General features: G+C 60.3%; 17 protein-coding genes. 4 read left to right on the plus strand and 13 right to left on the minus strand.

Annotated elements, in window-relative coordinates:
- Together ACTQXO_RS04750 and ACTQXO_RS04755 are read right to left on the minus strand one after the other, a co-directional pair.
- A complete protein-coding gene (locus ACTQXO_RS04750) occupies positions 1–3,099 on the minus strand; it encodes a PD-(D/E)XK nuclease family protein (RefSeq protein ID WP_441545504.1) in 3,099 nt (1,032 codons plus the stop codon).
- A 274-nt stretch (positions 3,100–3,373) separates the two neighbouring features.
- Positions 3,374–3,673 carry a YerC/YecD family TrpR-related protein gene (locus tag ACTQXO_RS04755; protein ID WP_154515917.1) on the minus strand — a complete coding sequence of 100 codons (300 nt, stop codon included), beginning with the start codon at positions 3,671–3,673 and terminating at the stop codon, positions 3,374–3,376.
- A 326-nt stretch (positions 3,674–3,999) separates the two neighbouring features.
- Between ACTQXO_RS04755 and ACTQXO_RS04760 the strand changes: the two genes are divergently transcribed.
- Positions 4,000–4,365, plus strand: coding sequence for a phage holin family protein (locus ACTQXO_RS04760; protein WP_427717799.1), 366 nt, complete (start codon positions 4,000–4,002; stop codon positions 4,363–4,365).
- Between the two features lie 137 nt (positions 4,366–4,502).
- Here the strand turns inward: ACTQXO_RS04760 and ACTQXO_RS04765 are convergent, their stop codons facing one another.
- A complete protein-coding gene (locus ACTQXO_RS04765) occupies positions 4,503–4,931 on the minus strand; it encodes an RrF2 family transcriptional regulator (protein WP_154515923.1) in 429 nt (142 codons plus the stop codon).
- 252 nt (positions 4,932–5,183) lie between these two features.
- Here ACTQXO_RS04765 and cysK point away from each other — a divergent pair, with 252 nt between their 5' ends.
- Positions 5,184–6,122 (plus strand): cysteine synthase A, encoded by a 939-nt coding sequence (cysK, locus tag ACTQXO_RS04770; RefSeq protein WP_441545505.1) that lies wholly within the window; start codon positions 5,184–5,186, stop codon positions 6,120–6,122.
- A 58-nt stretch (positions 6,123–6,180) separates the two neighbouring features.
- Complete coding sequence (gene mnmA / locus ACTQXO_RS04775) at positions 6,181–7,404, plus strand: tRNA 2-thiouridine(34) synthase MnmA (RefSeq protein ID WP_441545509.1); 1,224 nt, start codon at positions 6,181–6,183, stop codon at positions 7,402–7,404.
- Positions 7,405–7,412: 8 nt separating this feature from the next.
- Here the strand turns inward: mnmA and ACTQXO_RS04780 are convergent, their stop codons facing one another.
- The 4 genes from ACTQXO_RS04780 to ACTQXO_RS04795 form a co-directional block, all read right to left on the minus strand.
- Positions 7,413–8,786: a hypothetical protein gene (locus ACTQXO_RS04780; protein ID WP_441545506.1), complete on the minus strand. Its 1,374-nt coding sequence runs from the start codon at positions 8,784–8,786 to the stop codon at positions 7,413–7,415.
- Positions 8,787–8,924: 138 nt separating this feature from the next.
- The gene (locus ACTQXO_RS04785; protein ID WP_441545510.1) at positions 8,925–9,944 is read right to left on the minus strand and encodes a M42 family metallopeptidase; all 1,020 of its coding nucleotides are present in this window, start codon (positions 9,942–9,944) and stop codon (positions 8,925–8,927) included.
- A gap of 265 nt (positions 9,945–10,209) precedes the next feature.
- Entirely contained in the window at positions 10,210–11,376 is a 1,167-nt protein-coding gene (fucO, locus tag ACTQXO_RS04790; protein ID WP_154515935.1) for a lactaldehyde reductase, read from the minus strand.
- A gap of 229 nt (positions 11,377–11,605) precedes the next feature.
- Positions 11,606–12,322, minus strand: a complete 717-nt coding sequence (locus ACTQXO_RS04795) for a YoaK family protein (protein WP_154515938.1) — start codon at positions 12,320–12,322, stop codon at positions 11,606–11,608.
- Positions 12,323–12,572: 250 nt separating this feature from the next.
- Between ACTQXO_RS04795 and ACTQXO_RS04800 the strand changes: the two genes are divergently transcribed.
- Positions 12,573–14,717: a YgiQ family radical SAM protein gene (locus tag ACTQXO_RS04800; protein WP_441032249.1), complete on the plus strand. Its 2,145-nt coding sequence runs from the start codon at positions 12,573–12,575 to the stop codon at positions 14,715–14,717.
- Here the strand turns inward: ACTQXO_RS04800 and ACTQXO_RS04805 are convergent.
- The 6 genes from ACTQXO_RS04805 to ACTQXO_RS04830 form a co-directional block, all read right to left on the minus strand.
- Positions 14,714–15,625 (minus strand): lysostaphin resistance A-like protein, encoded by a 912-nt coding sequence (locus ACTQXO_RS04805; RefSeq protein WP_441032247.1) that lies wholly within the window; start codon positions 15,623–15,625, stop codon positions 14,714–14,716. The two genes, ACTQXO_RS04800 and ACTQXO_RS04805, sit on opposite strands and share 4 nt — an antisense overlap.
- Before the next feature lie 102 nt (positions 15,626–15,727).
- Complete coding sequence (locus ACTQXO_RS04810; protein WP_117647680.1) at positions 15,728–15,931, minus strand: type II toxin-antitoxin system RelB/DinJ family antitoxin; 204 nt, start codon at positions 15,929–15,931, stop codon at positions 15,728–15,730.
- Between the two features lie 920 nt (positions 15,932–16,851).
- Complete coding sequence (locus ACTQXO_RS04815; RefSeq protein WP_427795718.1) at positions 16,852–18,234, minus strand: 6-phospho-alpha-glucosidase; 1,383 nt, start codon at positions 18,232–18,234, stop codon at positions 16,852–16,854.
- Positions 18,235–18,237: 3 nt separating this feature from the next.
- Positions 18,238–19,854, minus strand: a complete 1,617-nt coding sequence (locus ACTQXO_RS04820) for a PTS transporter subunit EIIC (RefSeq protein ID WP_441032990.1) — start codon at positions 19,852–19,854, stop codon at positions 18,238–18,240.
- A 99-nt stretch (positions 19,855–19,953) separates the two neighbouring features.
- Complete coding sequence (locus ACTQXO_RS04825) at positions 19,954–20,808, minus strand: PRD domain-containing protein (protein WP_441032987.1); 855 nt, start codon at positions 20,806–20,808, stop codon at positions 19,954–19,956.
- Between the two features lie 18 nt (positions 20,809–20,826).
- Positions 20,827–21,339 (minus strand): PTS sugar transporter subunit IIA, encoded by a 513-nt coding sequence (locus tag ACTQXO_RS04830; RefSeq protein WP_427795715.1) that lies wholly within the window; start codon positions 21,337–21,339, stop codon positions 20,827–20,829.
- Positions 21,340–21,506 lie beyond the last annotated feature (167 nt).

Consider the following 21,506-nt stretch of genomic DNA (forward strand, 5'->3'; position numbering starts at 1 on the left):
CTACACGTCCCTCCTTACAAACGTTCCTTCGTGGTTATACGAGCAGCGGGCATGCGCGGCCTGCGTCGACGCCGGGTCGACAGCAGTGACGTTGCCCGCCTCGAGTTCGCGCAAGCGCTCGGCGATGCCGGCCTCCACGCGATCGAGCAGGGCGTCGAAGTCCATGCTGCCACCCTCGCCGGGGAAACCTTTCTTAAGGCCCGGGATGCGACCGTCGCCACGCTCCTCCTCGAGCAGCTCGGCGCTCGCGGCACCGCGCAACGCGGGCTTGCCGCCCTTGGTCGAAAAATAGAGCGCCGCACGGGTATCCAAATCCAGCGCCCGGCGCATGGCCTGGGCGTAGATGAGCGTTTGGGTATGTGGCGGCAACCAGCGCGGATCGTCGATGGGCGCCGTGCCCGATTCCTCGTCGCGCACCGTAGGATCGGCGAGCTTAAACTCCTCAACGCCCGTGCGATGTTTGTAGTCAATCACCACAGCGCGATTCTCGGCATCCACATCCACGCGGTCAATGCGCCCGCCGAGCGGCCAACCGGCATACTCGACCTGGAGCTCGTTGAACGCAAACTCCAGGTAGCGCGGAGCGAAGGGGGCAAGCGCCTCGGACTCGTAAGCAAGCACGCCCTCCAGCTGCGGCAAGATCTCGGCCACCTGACGCTCCTCCACCGGCGAGAGCGGCACCAGCGGGCCCTCGTTGCCACGTTTGCCGGCGTGCTCGGCCAAGGTCTCGGCAAAGACCTCGTGCAGCAGCTCCTGCGCACGCGGCAGGTTTTCGGGCGTCACACGCTCCATGCCCTCTTGGGGCAAACGGGCATGCAGATGTTCCAGCACGTCGTGGACAAAGTTGCCCTTCTCCATGTTGCCAAAACCCGCGTCGATAGACTGGGGCTTAACGCGATACGAGACGAACCAGCACAGCGGGCAGGTGGAATAGGCCTCGATCTGCGAGGCAGACGTCAGACGCGGTACAAGCGGCGCGTCCTCGCCCTCGCCGTCCCGACGGCGCAAGACCAGATATGGCACGGCCGCCTCGCTCAAATGCTGAGGAGCCTCGCATGCCACGCGCTCGCGCTTGAGGCCCTTGCCGGCTGCAGGGTCAAAATCACCTACGATATCGCCCTCGCCCACGCATGTCACCTGAGCGGCACCGGTGGCCTCGGCATGCGCCCGCAACTCGGTCCACACGGCAGCCGGATAGCACTCGCGCGCCTGGCGATCGTGCGTCACGCGCGCAAGCGCAACCGGGCCACGTGCCGCCCGCATCGCGTGGCCAAAGCGCACGCGCAACAAGGCCGCAGGCTCAAGCGTCACGCCCTCGCGACCAAGGCTCGCAGCCAACGTGGCCAGCGGTCCTTCCTCGTGTGAGAGCGGATAGCTGTCCAGATCGACATCGGCAAACAGCACGGCATCGTAGCTGCCGGGGCGCAGAGCCGCCGCATCGGCAAGCGAGGCAAAGCGAACCTGGGCACGTGGCGCACCGTCAACCTCGTAGGTCTCGTAATCGTAGGCGGTGCTACGCTTGTCCACCTTGGTGCGAATGCCATCGAGCACGGGCACGGTCGCGGCCTGCGACACGTCGAGCGCGCGGGCGTCATTCATAAGGATGTCGATGGCGTGGCGCAGCAGGGCCGTCTCCGCTTGGCGACGAGCTTGGCCATCCAGGCTGCCCAGCGAGCGATCGGGCAACGCCTCGGCAACGGCAAGCATGGCCTTGACCGCCGTCACGGGCTTGTCGCGCCACAGTGCCTGGAACACGTCCGAGACCACACACGGTACGTTCTTAAACCAGTTTTCGTCGCTCGCCGCCTTGCGTGCGCCCCTCACCTGGCCTTGCACGCTCTGCAGCAGGCTCTTAGCGCCCGCGGTAGTCTTGCTACGCGAGAGACGCATATTCTTATCGAAGATACGGGCATTGGCTGCATCAGCGCCCGAAAGCGGGCTGTAGATCCAGTCGGTAAGCTCCGGCGCGGGCCACCACTCGGTCTTTGACGCCACACCCTCATCGGCCGCCTTCATGCGCTCGATCAAGCTGGCAAGCGCCGCAAACTGCCTGCCCGCAATGGATTGGGAAAACGCCGTGAATTCAGTTGTCTCGGCAGCGATATGACGAGCCGCCAGACGAGAGGCGAGCTCACCGAACAGCTGGGGTGCCCGGGCAGAAACAACGAGCACGCGTACGGGGTCGGCGGAGAGGCCGGCGGTATCGTCGGCCCCGAAACCCTGGCACGCTTTTACCAGATCATCAATTGCGTCCGCATAAGCATGAGCACGGGCGTGGGGGCCAGCGACCTCAATAAAGGCAGGCTGAGCGGTAGCTCCACAAGCGGCATCAGACGCGACGGCGTCCTCCCCCAGCGGCGCGACCTCAAACAGCACACCGCTGGCATCAAATGCCGCGGCAAGTTCCTCGCGCATCGCCGCCTGCTCGCGAGCAAGCAGCACGACGACCTCTCCCCCACTGTTCGCCACAGCAGACAGCAGCTCGAGCAGACCGTGCGTAAACGACGTGACGCCGCGTACACAGACGGCACGGGCGCACGCCGGCAGATTATCGGCCAGGGCGCTGGCCATAATGTCAGCCGCCTCGCAGGGCTCGACCATATCTCGACGGTCCAAACCGCCCGCGTAGGCACGCAAAAGCTCGAACACACGAGCCTCGGCATCGCTTTTTGGCTCAGGCCGGCAATTGTTGCCACGGCATCGCTCGGCAGCTGTCCCCGCCACACCTGGCAGCACATCGCGGGCCATGCGCGCAAGCATGCGCACCGCGCCCTGGCTGCGCGAAAGCGGCTGCAGGTCGACATCATCGAGACGCGTGACCATGTCCGAAAACAGCATCTGGCGCTGCAGGTTGTCGACGAAACCGCGCCCGTCGCCCAAAAGCTCCCAAAGCGAGCGAAGCCACGACGCGGGCGTCTTGTAATCGATGCCCAGCGAAACGCCGGCTTCCGCCGCATCATGACGGCACAGGTCGAGCTCGGCAAACGTTGGCGCCAGCAGCACGGCACGCCCGTGGCGGGCAATAAGGTCGGCAAGCAGCGCCGATTCGGCATCGCTCAAATCCGTGCCGGCATTAGTGGTATAGATTCGAACAGGCATGGCCCTCCACTCAAACTGTTCGCAATAATCAATGCATCCATCCTACCCGCCCAAGCGGACACATTGCCACCGCAGCTTCATCTTTTGGCGCTTTGGAGACAAGTCGCTTTGCACCACATTGGTGCCAAGGGGGCAGACTCGTCCGTCGGTGCAAGGGGGACAGGTTCGCTTGCGCCACATTGGTGCAAGCGAACCTGGCCCCTTTGCACCAATTATTCGACATATAAAAACCGCCCCCGGAGGAGCGGTTTTTCACAATTCGTTTTGCCGCGGCCTATTCGCCATCCTCCAGCTTAATGAGGATCTTGCGGTAGCCACCGTACTCGCCGTTGAGCGCCTTGGATACACGGCTCACCGTGGTGGACGAAGCGCCGGTACGGACCTGAACCTCGACATAGGGCTCGCCCTCGTCCAGGTAGCGCGCGACCTGCAGACGCTGCGATAGATCGCAAATCTCGCGCGGTGTGCAGATATCGGTCAAAAACGCTTGGATATCTTTCTCGTCGTCCAAAAGACTAAATGCGTGGACTAGCTGCTTGACATCAGGCTTGTCAAACATGTTCTCGATATTCATCGATCACCGCCAAACCCGCCAAAAGGCATCGAAGTTGATACTGGCACCGGGCATCGTTCGCCCATTCTATGCAATAGGGCAACGCATGTGGCTTTTGCCCGTAGCAGTTTAGCACACCACCAAACTAAAGTGACAAGACTCTCTGTCAGCGGCGCGTTTTTTAGGACGAACGCCGTTTTGAAACCGAATGCGCACGCAAGCTCCACGAATATCTGAGACAATGGGCGCCCAACGCAGAGGCGCACGCCAAGGCAACCGTCCGATTCGCCGCGGCAAACGAGCTTACGCGCCACCAACACGTCACGCGCACCGGAAAGGAACCCACCATGCGCTTCTTGCTCAACTGGCTTTTGACCTCAATCGCTATCGCGATCGCCACGTTCCTCGTCCCCGGCATTCAGCCCTTCGGCATGGCCGACGCCTGGGTCTGCTTTGCCTTTGTGGGACTGTTCCTCAACGTCGTCGACTCGCTCGTTAAGCCGCTCCTGACGGTCATCTCGCTGCCGCTCACCATTATCACGCTGGGTATTTTTCAGCTTGTAGTCAACAGCTTTATGCTCGAGCTTGCCAGCTACCTATCGGTAAATCTGCTGGGCGCGGGCATCTCCATTGCCAGCTTTGGGTCGGCCTTTATGGGTAGCATTTTGGTGTCCATCACTCGAAGCATCTTCGACAGCATCGCCAGGAACTAAAGCAACCGGATACGGACCGCCACAACACGCCAAAACGAAGGCCGTCCATCGCAACGATGGACGGCCTTCGCCTTTGTCAGGCCTCAGAGGACAAGAAAATCTACCATTTCTACCCCGTCCCCAAATGGCTGGTGGGGCTAGATGACGTAGTCGTAGCCCCCGTTGGGGGCGACGAGTGCATCGAGCGTCACACCGTCGAGGTAGTCGTTGATGAGCTTGTCCAGGTTCTTCCACACGTCGAGCGTGGGGCACTCATCAGATCGCGAGCAGCCCTTGCAGTCGCCATCCAGGCAGGCGACCGGCGCCAGGCTGCCCTCGGTCAGGCGCAAGATCTCTCCCACCGTGTACTGCTCGGGCGGGCGCGTGAGCACGTAGCCGCCGCCCTTGCCACGCATGCCCGAGAGCATGTTGGCGCGCACGAGCGTAGCCAAGATGTTCTCGAGATATTTCTCGGAAATCCCCTGTCGCGCCGCAATCTCTTTGAGCGGGATGCGACCGGCCGCCTGGTGCTCGGCCAGGTCGACCATAACGCGCAGGGCGTACCTGCCCTTAGTAGAAACCAACATATATAGTGCTGCCTTTCGGTCTTTTAATCCGTTGAAATTCTAGCCGAAAAATTGGCTTTGAAAATACCCATTCCAGTCAAGGTGGTTAATCGGCTCGTAATAATCTCCTATTTCCTATTGCATTACTAGGCTTTAGTGTCTACTATGCTTGCCAACAGGTAAATGAGCAACCTATAAGGTTTATGGGTTTATCTACTAGGCCACCGTAAAACCACACGGTATCCAGTCATTTGAACACTTTGGAGGTTCACCATGAGCAAGGTTTATACGTCCATCGATCAGCTTATCGGCCACACCCCGCTTTTGGAGCTCACTCACTTTGAGGCCGATGAGGACCTTAAGGCCCGCGTGCTCGTCAAATTGGAATACTTCAACCCCGCCGGATCCGTCAAAGACCGCGTCGCCAAGAACATGATTGACGAGGCCGAGAAGGCCGGCAAGCTCGTGCGCGGCGGCGACTATACCATCATCGAGCCCACGAGCGGCAACACCGGCGTCGGCATCGCCTCGGTGGCGGCGGCTCGCGGCTACAAGGTGATCATCACCATGCCCGAGACCATGTCCGTCGAGCGCCGCAAGCTTATGCAGGCATACGGCGCACAGCTCGTGCTCACCGACGGCTCCAAGGGCATGAAGGGCGCCATCGCCAGGGCCGAGGAGCTGCAGAAGGAGACCCCCAACAGCATCATCGCCGGCCAGTTCGTGAACCCCGCCAACCCCGCCATCCATAAGGCCACGACCGGCCCCGAGATCTGGAACGACACCGACGGCAAGGTCGACATCTTCGTCGCCGGCGTTGGCACCGGCGGCACCGTGACCGGTGTGGGCGAGTTCCTCAAGGAGCAGAACCCCGAGATTCAGGTTGTCGCCGTCGAGCCCGCCACCTCCCCGGTACTCTCCAAGGGCCAGGCCGGTCCGCACAAGATCCAGGGCATCGGTGCCGGCTTTGTGCCCGACGTCCTCGACACCCAGGTCTATGACGAGATCATCCCCGTCGAGAACGACGACGCCTTTGCCACCGGCCGCGCCGTGGGCCACAAGGAGGGCGTGCTCGTGGGCATTTCGTCCGGTGCCGCCGTGTGGGCCGCGCTGCAGCTGGCCAAGCGCCCCGAGAACGAGGGCAAGACCATCGTCGCACTGCTCGCCGATACCGGTGAGCGCTACCTGTCCACGGCACTGTTCCAGGACTAGAGCCTTTTTTCCCATAGGTTGAGCTCAGGGACGAACCTGCCTCCTCTCTCCCGGCGGTCTGAGCCCATCCCGTCAGGGTGTCCCACGAGACGTCCGAACTTGCTACAATGTCTGCGGCGCGGAACCAGCCTCCCGCGCCGCTTTTCTTTTTTGGCCACATGCCACCAAGGAGAACCTCCCCATGCACAACAAGCGCGTGCTCGTCGCCATGAGCGGCGGCGTCGATTCCAGCGTGACTGCCTATCTGCTCAAGTGCCAAGGCTACGAATGCGTCGGTGCCACTATGCGCCTCACCTGCCCTGCGCCCGATCCCGTCACGGGCATGAGCAAGGTCGACCGCGACATCGCCGATGCAAAGGCCGTCGCCGATCGCCTGGGGATACCTCACCATGTGCTCGACCTGCAGCAGGCCTTCGACCGCAACGTTATCGAGCGCTTCGTGACCGCCTACCAGGAGGGGCTGACGCCCAACCCGTGCATCATCTGCAACCGCCATATTAAGTTTGGCGCGCTGCTCGACGCGGCGCTCGATATGGGCTGCGACTACATTGCCACGGGTCACTACGCCAAAACGAGCCAAGCGCCCGATGGCACCTGGCAGCTGCACCGCGGCGAAGACTCCAAGAAGGACCAGAGTTACTTTTTGTATTCGCTCACGCAAGAGCGCCTGGCACGCACAATCTTTCCGCTGGCAGGGTTGGACAAAGAGCGCGACGTGCGCCGCATTGCCGCCGAGCAGGGCTTCATCAACGCCAAGAAGGCCGAGAGCGAGGATATCTGTTTTATCGCGGACGGCGACTACGCGGGCTATATCGAGCGCCGCTGTGGGCATGCCGCCGAGCCGGGCGATATTGTATGGCGCGACGGCAGCGTGGTCGGACGCCACAACGGCGCACTGCGCTATACCGTCGGCCAGCGCAAGGGCTTGGGCGTCGCGATGGCGCGCCCCGTGTATGTAACGGGCGTCGATGCCGCCAACAACATTGTGCATCTGGGCGAGGCTGAGGACCTGACGGCGACAGCACTCACGGCCAACGACTGGATCTGGAGCGCCCCTGCCGACCGCATGGAGGCAGAGCTCACGTCCGGCGACATTCGCGTGGGCACCAAGTACCGCTACCGTCAAAAGGACCAGGCAGCGACCCTTACACGTGGCGCCGACGGACAGATGCTTCTGACCTTTGACGAGCCGCAGCGCGCCGTCGCCCCCGGACAGGCCGTCGTTATCTATCGCGGCGACGTCGTCCTGGGCGGCGGCACGGTAACTGCCGCCATCAGGTAGCTGCAGGATTATCGCCGCACGTGTCGAAGCACTTCAACAGCAGCATTCACCTCGATAACGCGACGCTCGAGGCCGCGGCAAATGGACTCGAGCCGGCCCTCCGCTGTGGCCCATTCGCTCTGCGAAAGAATCTCGATCGCCTCATCAACAAATCCGTTGAGCCGCGATGAATCGAACCAATCGAGTGAGTCCGCAAGCGCCAGCTGGACGGAAGGGTCGGGCCCAAACGGCTTAGCAGAAAACCCAAACTCCCCAGCTGCGAGCACGGCAGTTGGTACGTTGTACCACAGGCAGTTGCCGCTATCGAACAGCGGAGCAGGCCTTATCTCCAGGGTGTCGACATTGCGGATGATGCCGAAGTTTCGCCAATGGCGATCGCTGTTGGCCAAAAGGGCATCGCAGACAATCATCTGCGACATAGACCTTCTCACGGCAGCCTCGTCTGCTCCATGCTTACCAAGGAAGCGGCAGTACCGGTCGTATGTCGAGTTTCCCCGCTGGTTACCAAGTGCGCCCTTAACGTAAACAGCCGGAACGTATTCCTCGCGGCCGTCAAGAAAGTCGTCGCACAGACACACAGGGCCATCGAACATCCGCTCAACCGTATAAGGAACAAACTCGCCCTCCGACAACAAGCGACGATGTAGAGCCGTTGCAACCGCCTCGTTAAAGGGACGCTGATCGTCCATGCCGCAACCTTTAGCCAAGACGCGAATGCCGTTTCGGATCATCCACGATTTAGGGAGCTCGCCCTCGGACGTGTTATCCGGATTTTTAAGACCGATGCCCTCCAGCCAACCCGAACGTCCCTCGGGCGCCGATCGCTCAAAATCATTCTCGAAGTAATTGAGGTTTCGCCATTTGAGCCCGTCGCATTCTGCCGGCCGCAGCCAATAGCAATCCGAAAGCGAGAGGCCCAGGCACTGAACCGGGACCTCGATGCCACTGGCAATTCCCAGTTCACGATAGCGCGAGACGAGTCCGGGGCGAACATCGGGCACCGACCGATGGCTCCACCACACGTTGAGCTCCCGTTTATTCACCGTAGGAGAAGAGCTCGAGCACGTGCCAAACGGCATTCGTTGTGCATCGAGGACCTCCGCGATTTCGAAGGGAAATTCGCGCGACGGATCAAATGAGACATGCGCGGCCTCATGGTCGGCCGACATCAGCGTAAACTTGCGCCCCACATCGGCCGCAGGACGGCGTCCACGTTTGCGGACCTTTTGATAAGCGACCGCGGAATTGTACTCGACCATCTTCCGTCCGCCCACAATATCGCACGCGAGCGTTCCCGATGCGGCAAGTTGAGATATGCGGGCTTTCGTAACGCCCAGCAGGCGGGCAGCATCACCCATAGACAAGTACTCAGACGTATCCATACACCGCATCACCTCGTTAAGTAATTTAAACGTTTAGTTAATAGATTACATATATCATAATACTAAACGACCCAAAGCGAAAAAAAGCCCGAGAAATCGGGCCTTAGCGATTGGTCAGCCGAGTCGCAAGCTGCTCCCCTAGCGCTGAACGTAGGCGCGAACCAGCTCGTAGGTGTTGCGAACGCCGTCCATGTGGCTGCGCTCGTAGTTGTGGCTCGCGTACACGCCGGGGCCGATCAGGCCGTGACGGATGTCGTAGCCGGCAGAAAGCGTGGCCTCAACGTCCGAGCCGTAATGCGGGTACACGTCGATGGCGTAATCGAGCTCGAGCTCGCGCGCGATATTGGACAGCGTGGTCACCAGATCGTAGTTGTAGGGGCCGCCCGAATCCTTGGCGCAAATCGACACCATGCGCTCGGTGCAGCCCAGATCGTCGCCCACGCAGCCCATGTCCACGCTGATCATCTCGCGCGTGTCGGCCGGCACAAAGGCACCGCCGTGGCCGACCTCCTCGTACACCGTAAAGAGCAGTGAAACCTTGCGCGAAAGCGTCACCTCGCCAGCGGCGACGGCACGCGCCAAGCCCAGCAAAATGGAGGCCGACAGCTTGTCATCCAGGAAGCGGCTCTTAATGTAGCCGCTCTCCGTCACCGTGGTACGCGGGTCCATAGCGATGATGTCGCCCGTCTGAATGCCCAGCTCAAGCACGTCATCCTTGCTGTCGACATTCTCATCGAGCAGGATTTCCATGTTCTTCTCGATGGTCTTGACCGGCTCGTCGGCCACGTGCGCCGAAGGCTCGGTATTGAGGACCACACCCGTGTACACATTGCCATCGCGCGTGTAGACGGTGCAGTTCTCGCCATCGGCCGTAGACCACTGATGCCCGCCGAGCGTCGTGGGACGCAGGCGACCATTGTCCTTAATGGAGCGCACCATGGCGCCCAGGGTATCGACATGGCTCGCCAACACAAGCGGCTCGCCCTCGCCGCCAAGCTCAACCAGCACGTTGCCCTTATTGGAACGCTCGGGGCCAAAGCCCATATCGCGCAACGTTTCCATTAGATAATCAGTCGCCGCACGGGTATAGCCCGTAGGCGAAGCAATCGAGGTAAGCGCCTTCAACTGGTCAGTAATATAGGAGAGCGTAGAATCCATCTTGGACACCAAAGTCACCCTTTCATATCGATTTAAACCCACAGCAACAATACCACCGCGAACCATCTTTTTACCTAGCGAGACAACCCATTGGGCTTCTCAGAGCGGCGCCCACCACGATAACGAGCCGGCGGGCCCCTGCCCGTTAGCCCCACAATCTTTCCGCAGGACAGAAGGAGGCCCCGCCGCACGTAGTGCGCAGCGGGGCCTCCGACATGTCCGAGGACGATTGTGGGGCTAACGGGCAGGGGCCCGCCGAACCATGTTAGGCAGCCGGGCAGATCTTCTTGAAGAGCTCGATGACGTCGTCGAGCGTCGCCTCGCGCGGGTTGCCCGGGAAGCAGGCATCGGCCATGGCGTCCTTGGCCAGGACCTCGATCTCGTCAGCCTTCATGGCCTCGCAGACGTGCGGGATGTTCACGTCAGCGGAGAGCTGCTTAACGGCGGCGATAGCGGCGTCGGCAGCCTCATCGGTGCTCATGCCCGTGGTGTCAACGCCCATGGCGACGGCTACCTTGGCCAGGCGCTCGGCGCAAACCGGCTTGTTGAACTCCATGGCAATCGGCAGCAGCATGGCGCAAGCGACGCCGTGCGGGGTGTCGTAGTGAGCGGACAGGGTGTGAGCCATGGCGTGATCGATGCCCAGGCCAACGTTAGAGAAGCCCATGCCGGCAACATACTGACCAAGAGCCATGCCCTCGCGGCCGGAGCCGGGCTGGCCGGACTTGGCCTCGGCAACGGAGTCGCGCAGGTTCTCGCTGATCAGCTTGATGGCCTCAAAGTGGAACATGTCGGAGAGCTCCCAAGCGCCCTTGGTGGTGTAGCCCTCGATGGCGTGGGTCAGAGCGTCCATGCCGGTGGAAGCGGTCAGGCCGGCGGGCATGGAAGCCATCATGTCGGGGTCGACGACGGCGACCTCGGGGGCGTCGTTGGTGTCGACGCACACGAACTTGCGAACCTTCTCGGGGTCGGTGATGACGTAGTTGATGGTCACCTCAGCAGCGGTACCGGCGGTCGTCGGCACGGCGATGGTGAACACGGCGTGGTTCTTAGTGGGAGCAACGCCCTCGAGGCTGCGGACATCGGCGAACTCGGGGTTGTTGATGATGATGCCGATGGCCTTGGCAGTGTCCATAGAGGAGCCGCCACCGACGGTCACGATAGCATCAGCCTCGGCGGCCTTGAAGGCCTCGACGCCGTCCTTGACGTTCTGGATAGTGGGGTTGGGCTTGATCTCGGAGTAGAGGCTCCAAGCGATGCCGGCGGCATCGAGCTCGTCGGTCACCTTAGCGGTAACGCCAAACTTGACCAGATCGGGGTCGGAGCAGACGAAAATCTTCTTGTAGCCGCGACGCTGGAGCTCGCCGGGGATCTCCTTGATGGCGCCGGAACCATGATAAGAGATGGTGTTGAGAACGAAACGATTAGCCATTGATAGCCTCCCATCGTGTGCGGGGCACCCATTACGCCCCACGCTATGGCTCCCATCCTAACGCTTTTGAAGCGAAAAACGCGTGAGAACGTCAGATTATTTAAAGCGTTTCAACAACTGGTATCGTCACCGCCTGACCACTAAACAAAAAAGGGGCGGCCGAGATGACCGCCCCCTCCCCATTATTGATCAGTGTGGCAAGGGGTCAGCCCCTTGCCACACCCTGCCGCTATTTTTGGCAGGCCTCTTTCCAATCTTCGCAGGCCCGCTTCCAGCGAAAACGCAGGTCGCGCTCGCGGTCGATAAACATGATGGCAAACGCCACGAACAGCAGCACGCTCGCCACCGCAATAGCGTGCAGCCCCATGCGCTCAATACACCAGTTTCCCAGCACAGCGCCAAACACAAAGGTAAAGATCACGCCAAAGTACAGCAGGCCGTTTTCCAAAAAGCCGCGCTTGTGGGTGATGATGTAGTCGTCCACGTTTTGCAGCGCATTGCGCAGGTTACCGATGCACATGGTCGTGGCAATGCCGTGACCGTGGATCTTGCGAAAGCTCTCGACCTGCATACCGCAGGCAAACGAGATGAGGCAGTTGGCGAGCAAGTTGTAGCCGCCACCGGGGATAAAGCTCACGCCCAGCAAGATGACGGCTTCAAAAAACACCGTCACCTGGCGCCAGTGAATCACGCTTCCAAACCGTTCGTGTACCAGGTCGGCAAGCATAATGCCCACGGCAAACGACACCACAGGGAAGAAATAGCGCCCCGCGAGCGCCCAATTGCCCTCCGAGATGCTCACGCCCACCAGCAAGATGTTGCCCGTCTGCGCGTTGGCGAAAACATGGTCGCGCCCAATGTACGAATAAACGTCCATAAAGCCACCGGCGAGCGCCAAGATGATGCCCAGCTCAATAGACTCCGATATCTGTTTGGCACGCTGCATCGTCGTGCGCCCTCCTTGTTGACGACCCTCTCGTGCGTTGGCGGAAACATAGCCGCCGTTCATACTGTAACCCATTGACAACATGGCGCGCCCGCGAGACGGACTCCCCAACGCGCAGATACACCGTCTGGAAACAAACTGCGGGCGCGGCATCGACACCCGACACCTCGTGTACTCCACCAGTCTTTTTAGCCCCGTCCCAAAAAGACTGGTTACAATTACGTGCAGTATACAAACACCGGGAGGAATCGTGGCAAAAAAGCCCCAGGACGCTCAGCACAACCAGCACGGCAAGCATGCCCAACGCGGCCAGCAGCAAAAGCGTGGAAGCAAAGCCCAGGGCTCGCGCCCCGCGCATGTCCCGGCAGCGCCTGTCCGCCCCTGGCGCCCGGGCCGCGATAAGTTCCTCCCCGTCAGCCGCGCCGACATGGATGCGCGCGGCTGGGACCAGTGCGACTTTGTCTACATCTGCGGCGACGCCTACGTGGACCATCCCAGCTTTGGCATGGCCATCATCAGCCGCGTCCTCGACGCGCACGGCTACAAGGTGGGCATCATCTGCCAACCCGACTGGACCGACCCCGCCAGCATCACCGTGCTCGGCGAGCCGCGCTTGGGCTTTCTCGTCAGCGCCGGCAACATGGACTCCATGGTCAACCACTATTCGGTGACCAAGCACCGCCGCCACACCGACGCCTATACCCCCGGTGGCGAGGAGGGACACCGCCCCAACCGTGCCGTCACGGTCTACGGCAACCTCATCCGCCAGACATTCAAGGACGCCCCCATCATCATCGGCGGCATCGAGGCAAGCCTGCGTCGCTTGGCCCACTACGACTACTGGCAGGACAAGCTCAAGCGCTCGGTACTGCTCGACTCGGGCGCCGACATCCTCATCTACGGCATGGGCGAGCACGCGATTGTCGAGATCGCCGACGCGCTCGACGCGGGACTGCCCGTCGATCAGATTACCTATATCAATGGCACCGTCTACCGCACGGGTTCGCTCGACGAGGTCTACGACTATGACCTGCTGCCCAGTTGGGACGACCTTACCGCCGACAAGCTCAACTACGCGCGCAGCTTTAACGTGCAGCAGCAGAATATGGACCCCATCACCGGACATCGCCTGGTAGAGCCCTACCCCAACAGCGTCTATGTGGTGCAGAACCCGCCGTCGGCGACGCTCACCACCGACGAGATGGACGAGGTGGCCGAGCTCCCCTACGCACGCGATTGGCATCCCGATTACGACGCAGCGGGCGGCGTGCCGGCCTTTGCCGAGATCAAGTTTTCGATCAGCTCCAACCGCGGCTGTTTTGGCGAATGCTCGTTTTGCGCGCTCACCTTCCACCAGGGCCGCGTGCTGCAGATGCGCAGCCACGACTCGATCATGCGCGAGGCCGAGCTGCTCACGCGCGATCCCGAGTTTAAGGGCTATATCAACGACGTGGGCGGGCCGACGGCCAACTTTAGCCGTCCCGCCTGCGACAAGCAGCTCAAGCACGGCGTATGCAAGAACAAGCGATGCCTGTGGCCGAGCGTGTGCAAGAACATGGTGGTCGACGAGAGCGGCTACACCCAGCTGCTGCGCGACCTGCGCCAGCTGCCGGGCGTCAAGAAGGTCTTTGTCCGCAGCGGCATCCGCTTCGACTACACCATGGCCGATGCCTCGGACGAGTTTTTGCGCGAGCTGCTGGAGCACCATGTCTCGGGCCAGCTACGCGTAGCACCCGAGCACGTGAGCGACGCGGTGCTTTCCGTGATGGGCAAACCGAGCCGAGCCGTCTACGACGCATTCTGCCGTAAATTTGAACGCTTGAACCGCGAGTACGGACTCAAGCAGTACGTGGTGCCGTATCTGATCTCGAGCCACCCCGGATCGACGATGAAGGAAGCCGTGGACCTTGCCGAAGCCGTGCGAGACATGGGCTACATGCCCGAGCAGGTGCAGGACTTCTACCCCACGCCGTCCACCATGTCGACGTGCATGTACTACACCGGCGTGGACCCGCGCACCATGGAGCCGATCTATGTGGCGCGCGACCCGCACGAGAAGGCCATGCAGCGCGCGCTCATCCAGTATCGCAAGCCCGAGAACTACAAGCTCGTGCGCGAGGCGCTAGAGAAAGCCGGCCGTCGCGACCTGATCGGCTACACCAAGCATTGCCTGATCCGTCCCGTGCCGCCACGCCCGGGCGAGACATCTGCCGGCGGCGGACATGGCACCGGCAAGAAGGGCGGCAAGGGCCACGGTGGCGCTGGCGGCGCTGGAGCCAAGGGGCCCAAGGGCGGCAAGGGCCACGGCGGCATGTCGCGCGCGCAGAACACCGCCGGACGCAACCGCGCAGCTCAGGGGCGTCAGGGTGCCAACGGAGGCGGTCGCCGCAACTAAGGCAGCAATGCGCTCGCTGCGTCCATCCCACACGCGTGGCGCAACGAGCGCATTGCCTCAACGAGGATGACGCCGGCGATAGCGACCGTGACCACCACGTCGACCGGCGTGTTCACAAACCACAGCATGCCCATGAGATACGACCCGGCATTAAAGGCAAAGTGCAGCAGGATCGTGTAGCGGAGCTTTCCGGTCGTTACGAGCACCCAACCAAAGATGAGGCCGGCGGCACCCGCGTAGCAACCCTGCACCCAATTCATGTGCATAAAACCGAAGATTGCCGCCTGCAGCATAATCGCCGCGGCGACACCCCACGTGCTTGGGGCCGCCCAGGGCACTATGGCGCCGTCTTGCGCACTCGCACGACGCCGGCGCTTCCAGAGCGGACGGCACTGGGGATTAAACGCACGCAGCGAAAACTCAAAGATGACACCGCGCACCAGGAGCTCTTCGCAAAACGGCGCGCCGAGCACCGTGGTCAGGACGGCAAGAGGACTGGTATCGCCCATGCCCGTTTCCTCGACAAGCTCGCTGTAGTCGGCTGCGGCATCGGGCAACAGCGACAGCACGGCGTCGGTCACGTAGCTAACGACCACCTGCAGGGCCAGACCGATCACGATAACGCAGGCGATGCGTTTCCACGCCCCACGCGCTCCCCCGCCGAGCGGATGCTCGCTTTGCGAACGCGTCATAAACGAGCGCGGCCACAGATAACGCCACCACAGCAGCGCCATCAAAAACGACGCCGTCTGAGCGGCGGCCTGAAGCAATTGAATGTCGAGGTCATCGATCGAAAAACCCATGAACACCGATGCGACGCCAAGGGCGGAGAACAAAACGACGCTCAGGGCAATATCGACAGCGACGACGCCAAAACAGGCAAGCGCCCAAATCATCGCATTGAGCATGCCAACCTCCTCCCGACAGGTAGTCATTTAAGAACGTCCCCAACGACTACCCTAACTGCCGGCAGACAAGTAACGTCCCCAAGTACCGGCAGTTTGGGACAGTCATTGTTGATGAGAATCGGGTGCAGTGCCAAAGGCCCCGCTGGGCGAAATGTCGAACGGGAAGGTGCCGCAGCGATTGAACGCGGCGATAAACATGCGGATGGCGTTGGACGGCGTGGTGCCCACGAGCTGGGTTGCCGCCGCGAAGGCCGCCTTTTCCTCGGGCAAGACCTTCGCGACAACCGGGGTCATGTGTTCTGCCATGGCGCTTCCTTTTTGAAACAACGGTGGTGCGGATAGATGCGGGCCACGCGGCTGGGCGACGGGCTGTGAAGGCAACCCGATTGGCCCGCATCTGGAGTTTGTTTCTGCGGCGTTGGTATTACTTGGTATTCCTAAGTTATACCCGGCAGATAGAATACCACACCCGATCCCATGGGGACGGAGAAAAGACGGATTATTTTGTTGCTGGGTTAGTATTTAGAGCGTGATGATGTCCGAGATATCGAGGGCCTAAGCGTCGGCGTATGGCGCGCCCAGGCTGGGTATCCGGCGCATGGCGCCCTATTGTCTTGCATAATTTCGCTTGCGTCATGCATAAAAAGACGGGGGCACCCCTTCTCGTCCCAACGTACCCCCGCTTGTACCGTGCAAAAACCGGAGTTTTCAGCATCGCGGCCCCCGCAGGCGGTGCCGCGAATCGTGGACGCCGCGCGATTGGCGTCGTTTTGGGGCACGGCGCGACGCGAAACGCGCGTTATCGCCGCGCCGGACGCCGTCAGCCAACCCAAATCGCCTGCCGAAGGATCCCGCTGGCTCAAAAAGACGATTCCGGCGCGTATGCAGTCACCCCGGCTTGCTGAAAACTCCCAAAAATGCACGGCGCGCCCCGGGGGACCCGTGCGCGCCACGAAAAACACGCCCGCATCCAAAAGAATGCGAGCGCGAAAGCCGGATGGCGGCAAGGGCGCCAGGCAGCGGGCGAAATCCCCGGCGTGTCCGCCCGGGCACCGCAGCCGCCGCGCGTCAGCAGAAAACCTCATGCCCTGCGTTGATGTCAGAGAGCCCATCCCCCGTATCAATCCTTTGCGCAAAACGGAAATGCCTCGTCCGCGCAAGCACGCGGACGAGGCATTAATCATGTTTTGCGGTCAGCGACTCTTTTGCGCCAGCGTCTTCTGCCTTTAGCTAAGCTCGGGCCAGTAACCCTTGTTGGCCTCGATCATGTCGTCGAGAACCTCCTTGGCGACCTTCATCGACGGCACGGTCTTGTTCAGCGTAAAGGCCTTGAGCGCCTTCTCGTACGAACCCTCGATCGTAGCCTCGACCAGGAGCTTCTCGGAGTTCAGCTGCTGCATCATGAGGCCCTGCTGGAACAGCGGAATGTTGTCGCGGCTGATGACTTCGGGGCCGTTCTTGCCAATGTAGGCAGGCAGCTCGACCATGGCGTCGTAGGGCATGTTGGGGATAGCGCCCTTGTTCTCGCAAATGACCAGGAAGCGCTGCTTGGTGTCGTTCTTCAGAGCGATAGCCAGGTCGGCAATCCAGTCGCCGTGGCTGCCCGCATAGAACGTGCTCTCGTCGATCTCGCCCGTCTTCTCGTAGTGATCGATACCATCAAAAAGGTTCTTCTCGCGCGTCTCCTCGACCTCATTCGCACGGGTGCGCTCGGGGTTGGAGTGCTCGACGAACTCCTTCTGCTGCAGGTAGTAGTTCAGATACGTGTTGGGCAGATACTCCGGGAAGCACTCCATGATCTCGTACACGCCCTTCCAGACGTAGTACCAGCTGCCCTTGGTGTGACGGTTCTGCTCGGGATGCTCGTCGGTGGCCTCCTCGGGCTTCTTGGACATCAGCGAGCTCATGCCCTTGAGGTACGAATCGGCCAGCAGAATCTCATGCTCCTTGATGTACTCGCGCAGCTGCGGGAGCACCTCCTCGCCCTTGTGGCGGATCGAGGTGAACCAACCAAAGTGGTTGAGGCCAAAGTAATCGTACTCGACATCCTTCTTGTCGATATCGAGCGCAGCGCAAACCACGTCGATAATCGCGATCGGCATGTCGCAGATGTTGATGATGCGAGCATTGGGACGCAGAACGCGGCAGGCCTCGGAGACGATGGCGGCAGGGTTAGAGTAGTTGAGAATCCAGTAGTCCTTCTTGGCGTACTTCTCAACGTCATCGATCAGCTCGACCATGGGGAAGATGGTACGCATGCCATAGGCAAGGCCGCCGCAACCGCAAGTCTCCTGACCCACGCAGCCGTGACGCAGCGGAATCTTCTCGTCCTGCTCGCGCATGGCATAGCCGCCCACGCGCATCTGGGCAAACACGAAGCTCGCGTCGGTAAAAGCCGTCTTTTTGTCGGTGGTCACCGTGAGCTTGATGTCCAGGCCGAGGTCCTCGTGCAAAATCCAGTCCACGAGCACGCCGATCTTGCGCTGGCGCTCCTCGTTGATGTCGTACAGACGAATCTCGTCAACATCGAGCTCGTCCTTGCGCAGGGCGATGGACTTGACGATGCCGGGGGTAAAGGTGGATCCGCCACCACACAGAGTAATGATCATTGTTTACTGCTCCTTCTCAATTGTGTTTTCGACCTTGTCGCGCATCTCGGCGACCTTCATGCCAAAGATGATCTGGATATTGTTGCCGTTGCGGTTGATGCCACTGTTGGGCACGTGGTTGATGAGGTCCTCATCGATGAGGTCCGGGTTCTTAACGTTCACGCGGAGACGCGTAAAGCAGTTCTCGAGCTCCTCGATGTTGTCCTTGCCGCCAAGACCTGCGACCAGGTCGGCAATGCCTGCATCGACGCCCTCTGCGGGAGCCGCGGCAACAGCGCCCTGCTTCACCGCAACAGATGCGGCGGCCTCGCCCTCGGCAACGGACTCGGCGAGCTCGGACTCCTCCTCGCGACCGGGAGTGTGGAGGTTGAGCTTCTTGATAAGGAGGGTGAAGAGGAAGAAGTACAGAGCGGCGTTGACGACTCCAAGCACCAGCATAACCGGCCAGTTGGTCTTGTCGACACCCAGGACCAGGTTGGAAACCACGACGTTGATGATGCCGCCTGCAGTCGAAGCGGGCACGGAGAGGACCTTGAGCAGGACCAGGAAGATGCCGGAAAGAACCGAGTGAACGACAAAGAGCACGGGAGCGGCAAAGACAAAGAGGAAGTCCATGGGCTCGGTCACGCAGGAGAGCACGACGGTGATGATCAGCGGGATGATAACAGCCTTGGTCTTGTCCTTGTTCCCCTTGTAAGCAGTGAAGATAAAGGCGAGACCGATACCGATGTAGGGCCACAGGTTGTTGAAGGCATAGCTGTTGAAGTAGGTGCTATCGGAGAAGGGCTGGCCCGTCATTGCCATCTCGGCGACACGGATGGGATAGGCGCCGGCGATAACCTGATCGCCCAGCGTCAGGGTGCCACCCACATCGGAGAACTGGAACGGGATGGAGATGAGGTGGTGCAGACCGGTGGGAACGAGCAGCTTGTTGAGCATGCCGTAGATAAACAGACCGATGTTGCCCGAATCCTTAATGATGCCGGCAACGGAGGAGATAGCACCCTGAACCGGAGGCCAAACGATGCAAAAGCCAGCGCCCATAAACCAGGAGATGATGATCATGATCAGGAACGGAAAGCGAACGCCCGAGAACATCGACAGGGCAATGGGGAACTGCTTGTTCGAGTACTTGTTGAATACGGCACCGGTGATGCAACCAAGAATGATGCCGCCAAACACGCCGGTATCGAGCACTTGGATGCCCATAACGGTGCTCTGGCCAGTTCCGGTAAGGCCGAGCATGCCGCTCGCCTCGGCAAGAGAGCCGGTGGCGTTGAGCACGATGTTGTTAGCCTGCAGGAACAGGAAGAACGACATCAGGGCGATCAGCGAAGCATGGCCCTTGTTCTTCTTTGCCATGGCGCCGGCGATGCCCACGCAGAACAGAATCGAGAGGTTGTTGATGATAAACATCAGCGACTGATAGACAACGGCGCCCACGAGCTGGAACGGACCGAAGCCCAGCACAGGGACCATGGCGCAGATGGTCTTGTTGGTCAGAATAATGCCCACGACGAGCAGAATGCCGGCAACCGAGAGATACATCATCGGCTGGACGATTGACTTCGCGAACACCTCCAACGGCGCTTTGAAATTGAACTTCTTTTTTGCGGTCATAGCGGTACTCCCCTTCCTTTTCCGCAAATTAAGACAGATGTGCCCTGGACAAGACCGTGAGCCTTGCCTTATATCAATCGATGTGTGGGCACGTTATGCCTAGAGACCAGGTTCTCCAAGCAGGTTAACAATGTGATACGCGAGATAACTCTTCTCGGCATTGGTAACGACAACGTTATAGGTAGACGACAAGTGGGCGGCTATGGCGTCCGCGCACGAGAATGCGCACGGATATGCCGTTTCATCGATTCGGAACAGCGCGTCGCCGTTGATTTGCCCTGCCGCGGGATCGAGCGCTCGCTGTGCGAAAAACTGCAGGTGACGAACGAAACGTTCATAAGGCAGCGAGGTGTCATCGAGGGTCGTAGCATAGCGCTTGGAAACAATCGCGAGCACGTCACGAACAAGCTGGACCGAAACAATCAAACGATCGGAGCGTTGCGGCATGGTGGCGTTGACGATGTGCAGCGTAATGAAACCCTGCTCTTCTTCGCTCATCTGGATGCCCATATACTCCTTGACAATCTGCAACGCACGGCCCGCAAGCGCATACTCCTTGCGATAGAACTGCTGGATCTCGAGCAGCAACGGATTCTCACAGGAGACGCCCTTGCGCTCGCGCTCCAAAGCAAGGCTGATATGGTCTGCGAGAGCAATGAGAATCTTGTCGTTGATATCAACATTGAGCTCTCGACGGAGCATCTGAACAATGTCCTCGGCAATCACGAGGTTGACGGTGGGGATGGACTCCAAAAGATGCGCCAAGCGGTCAATCGTACGCGAATCCTGAGAAGTTCCCTCCTGCAACGCGTAGGTCTTTTCGATCGACGCCTCATCGATGGCATCGCCGGCATGACGGCCAAAGCAGAGGCCTCGACCGATGACGATGAGCTCGGAGCCATCGTCCGAAGTGACCATTGCGACGTTGTTGTTAAAAACTCGCTTGATAACCACGGTACCCACCACAAGAACTTACTCAGAAAGCCAGACGACAGACTCTTTAACAACAACAGGGCCGGAAGCATGCTCACGAAGAGTCGAGTTCTCTGAGCGCTCGCACACGATAACGAAGACCGTGGGATCGAAGCCGGCGGCGCGGACCGCGTCGAAATCGACCTCGACGAGGGGCTGGCCCGCGTCGACATGGTCACCCTGGGCAACAAGCGCATGGAAGCCCTTGCCTTCAAGCTTAACAGTATCGATTCCGATATGCAGCATCACCTGAGCAGAGCTGTCGTCGGACATGATGCCCAGCGCGTGCTCAGTCGGAAACAGCGCCGCGACGGTGCCTGAAACAGGAGCGCACACCGTTCCCTCTTGGGGAACCACGGCAACGCCATCGCCCACCGCACGGCTGCTAAAAGCGGGGTCATTGGTATTTTCTAGATGAACAAGCTCGCCGGAAACGGGAGCGAGGATTTCGAACTCGGAAGCTGCAGTCTTCTGCTCATCCGAACCGCCCATTAGGCGAGAAAAGAAACCCACGGTAGCATGTCCCTTCATAAATATAGCCCAACCAAAATCAAGCGAATGCATCCATAGAGACACACCCGTTCAAAGACTTTGGTTAGGCCCACGTCCGAGGGACTCGGTAACCTTCCGCATTTCTTTTACGGAAGCTATTGTAGACAAGCCCAAAGCCGGAACAACCA

The organism is Collinsella sp. LCP19S3_D5 (assembly GCF_052121415.1).
Taxonomy (GTDB): domain Bacteria; phylum Actinomycetota; class Coriobacteriia; order Coriobacteriales; family Coriobacteriaceae; genus Collinsella.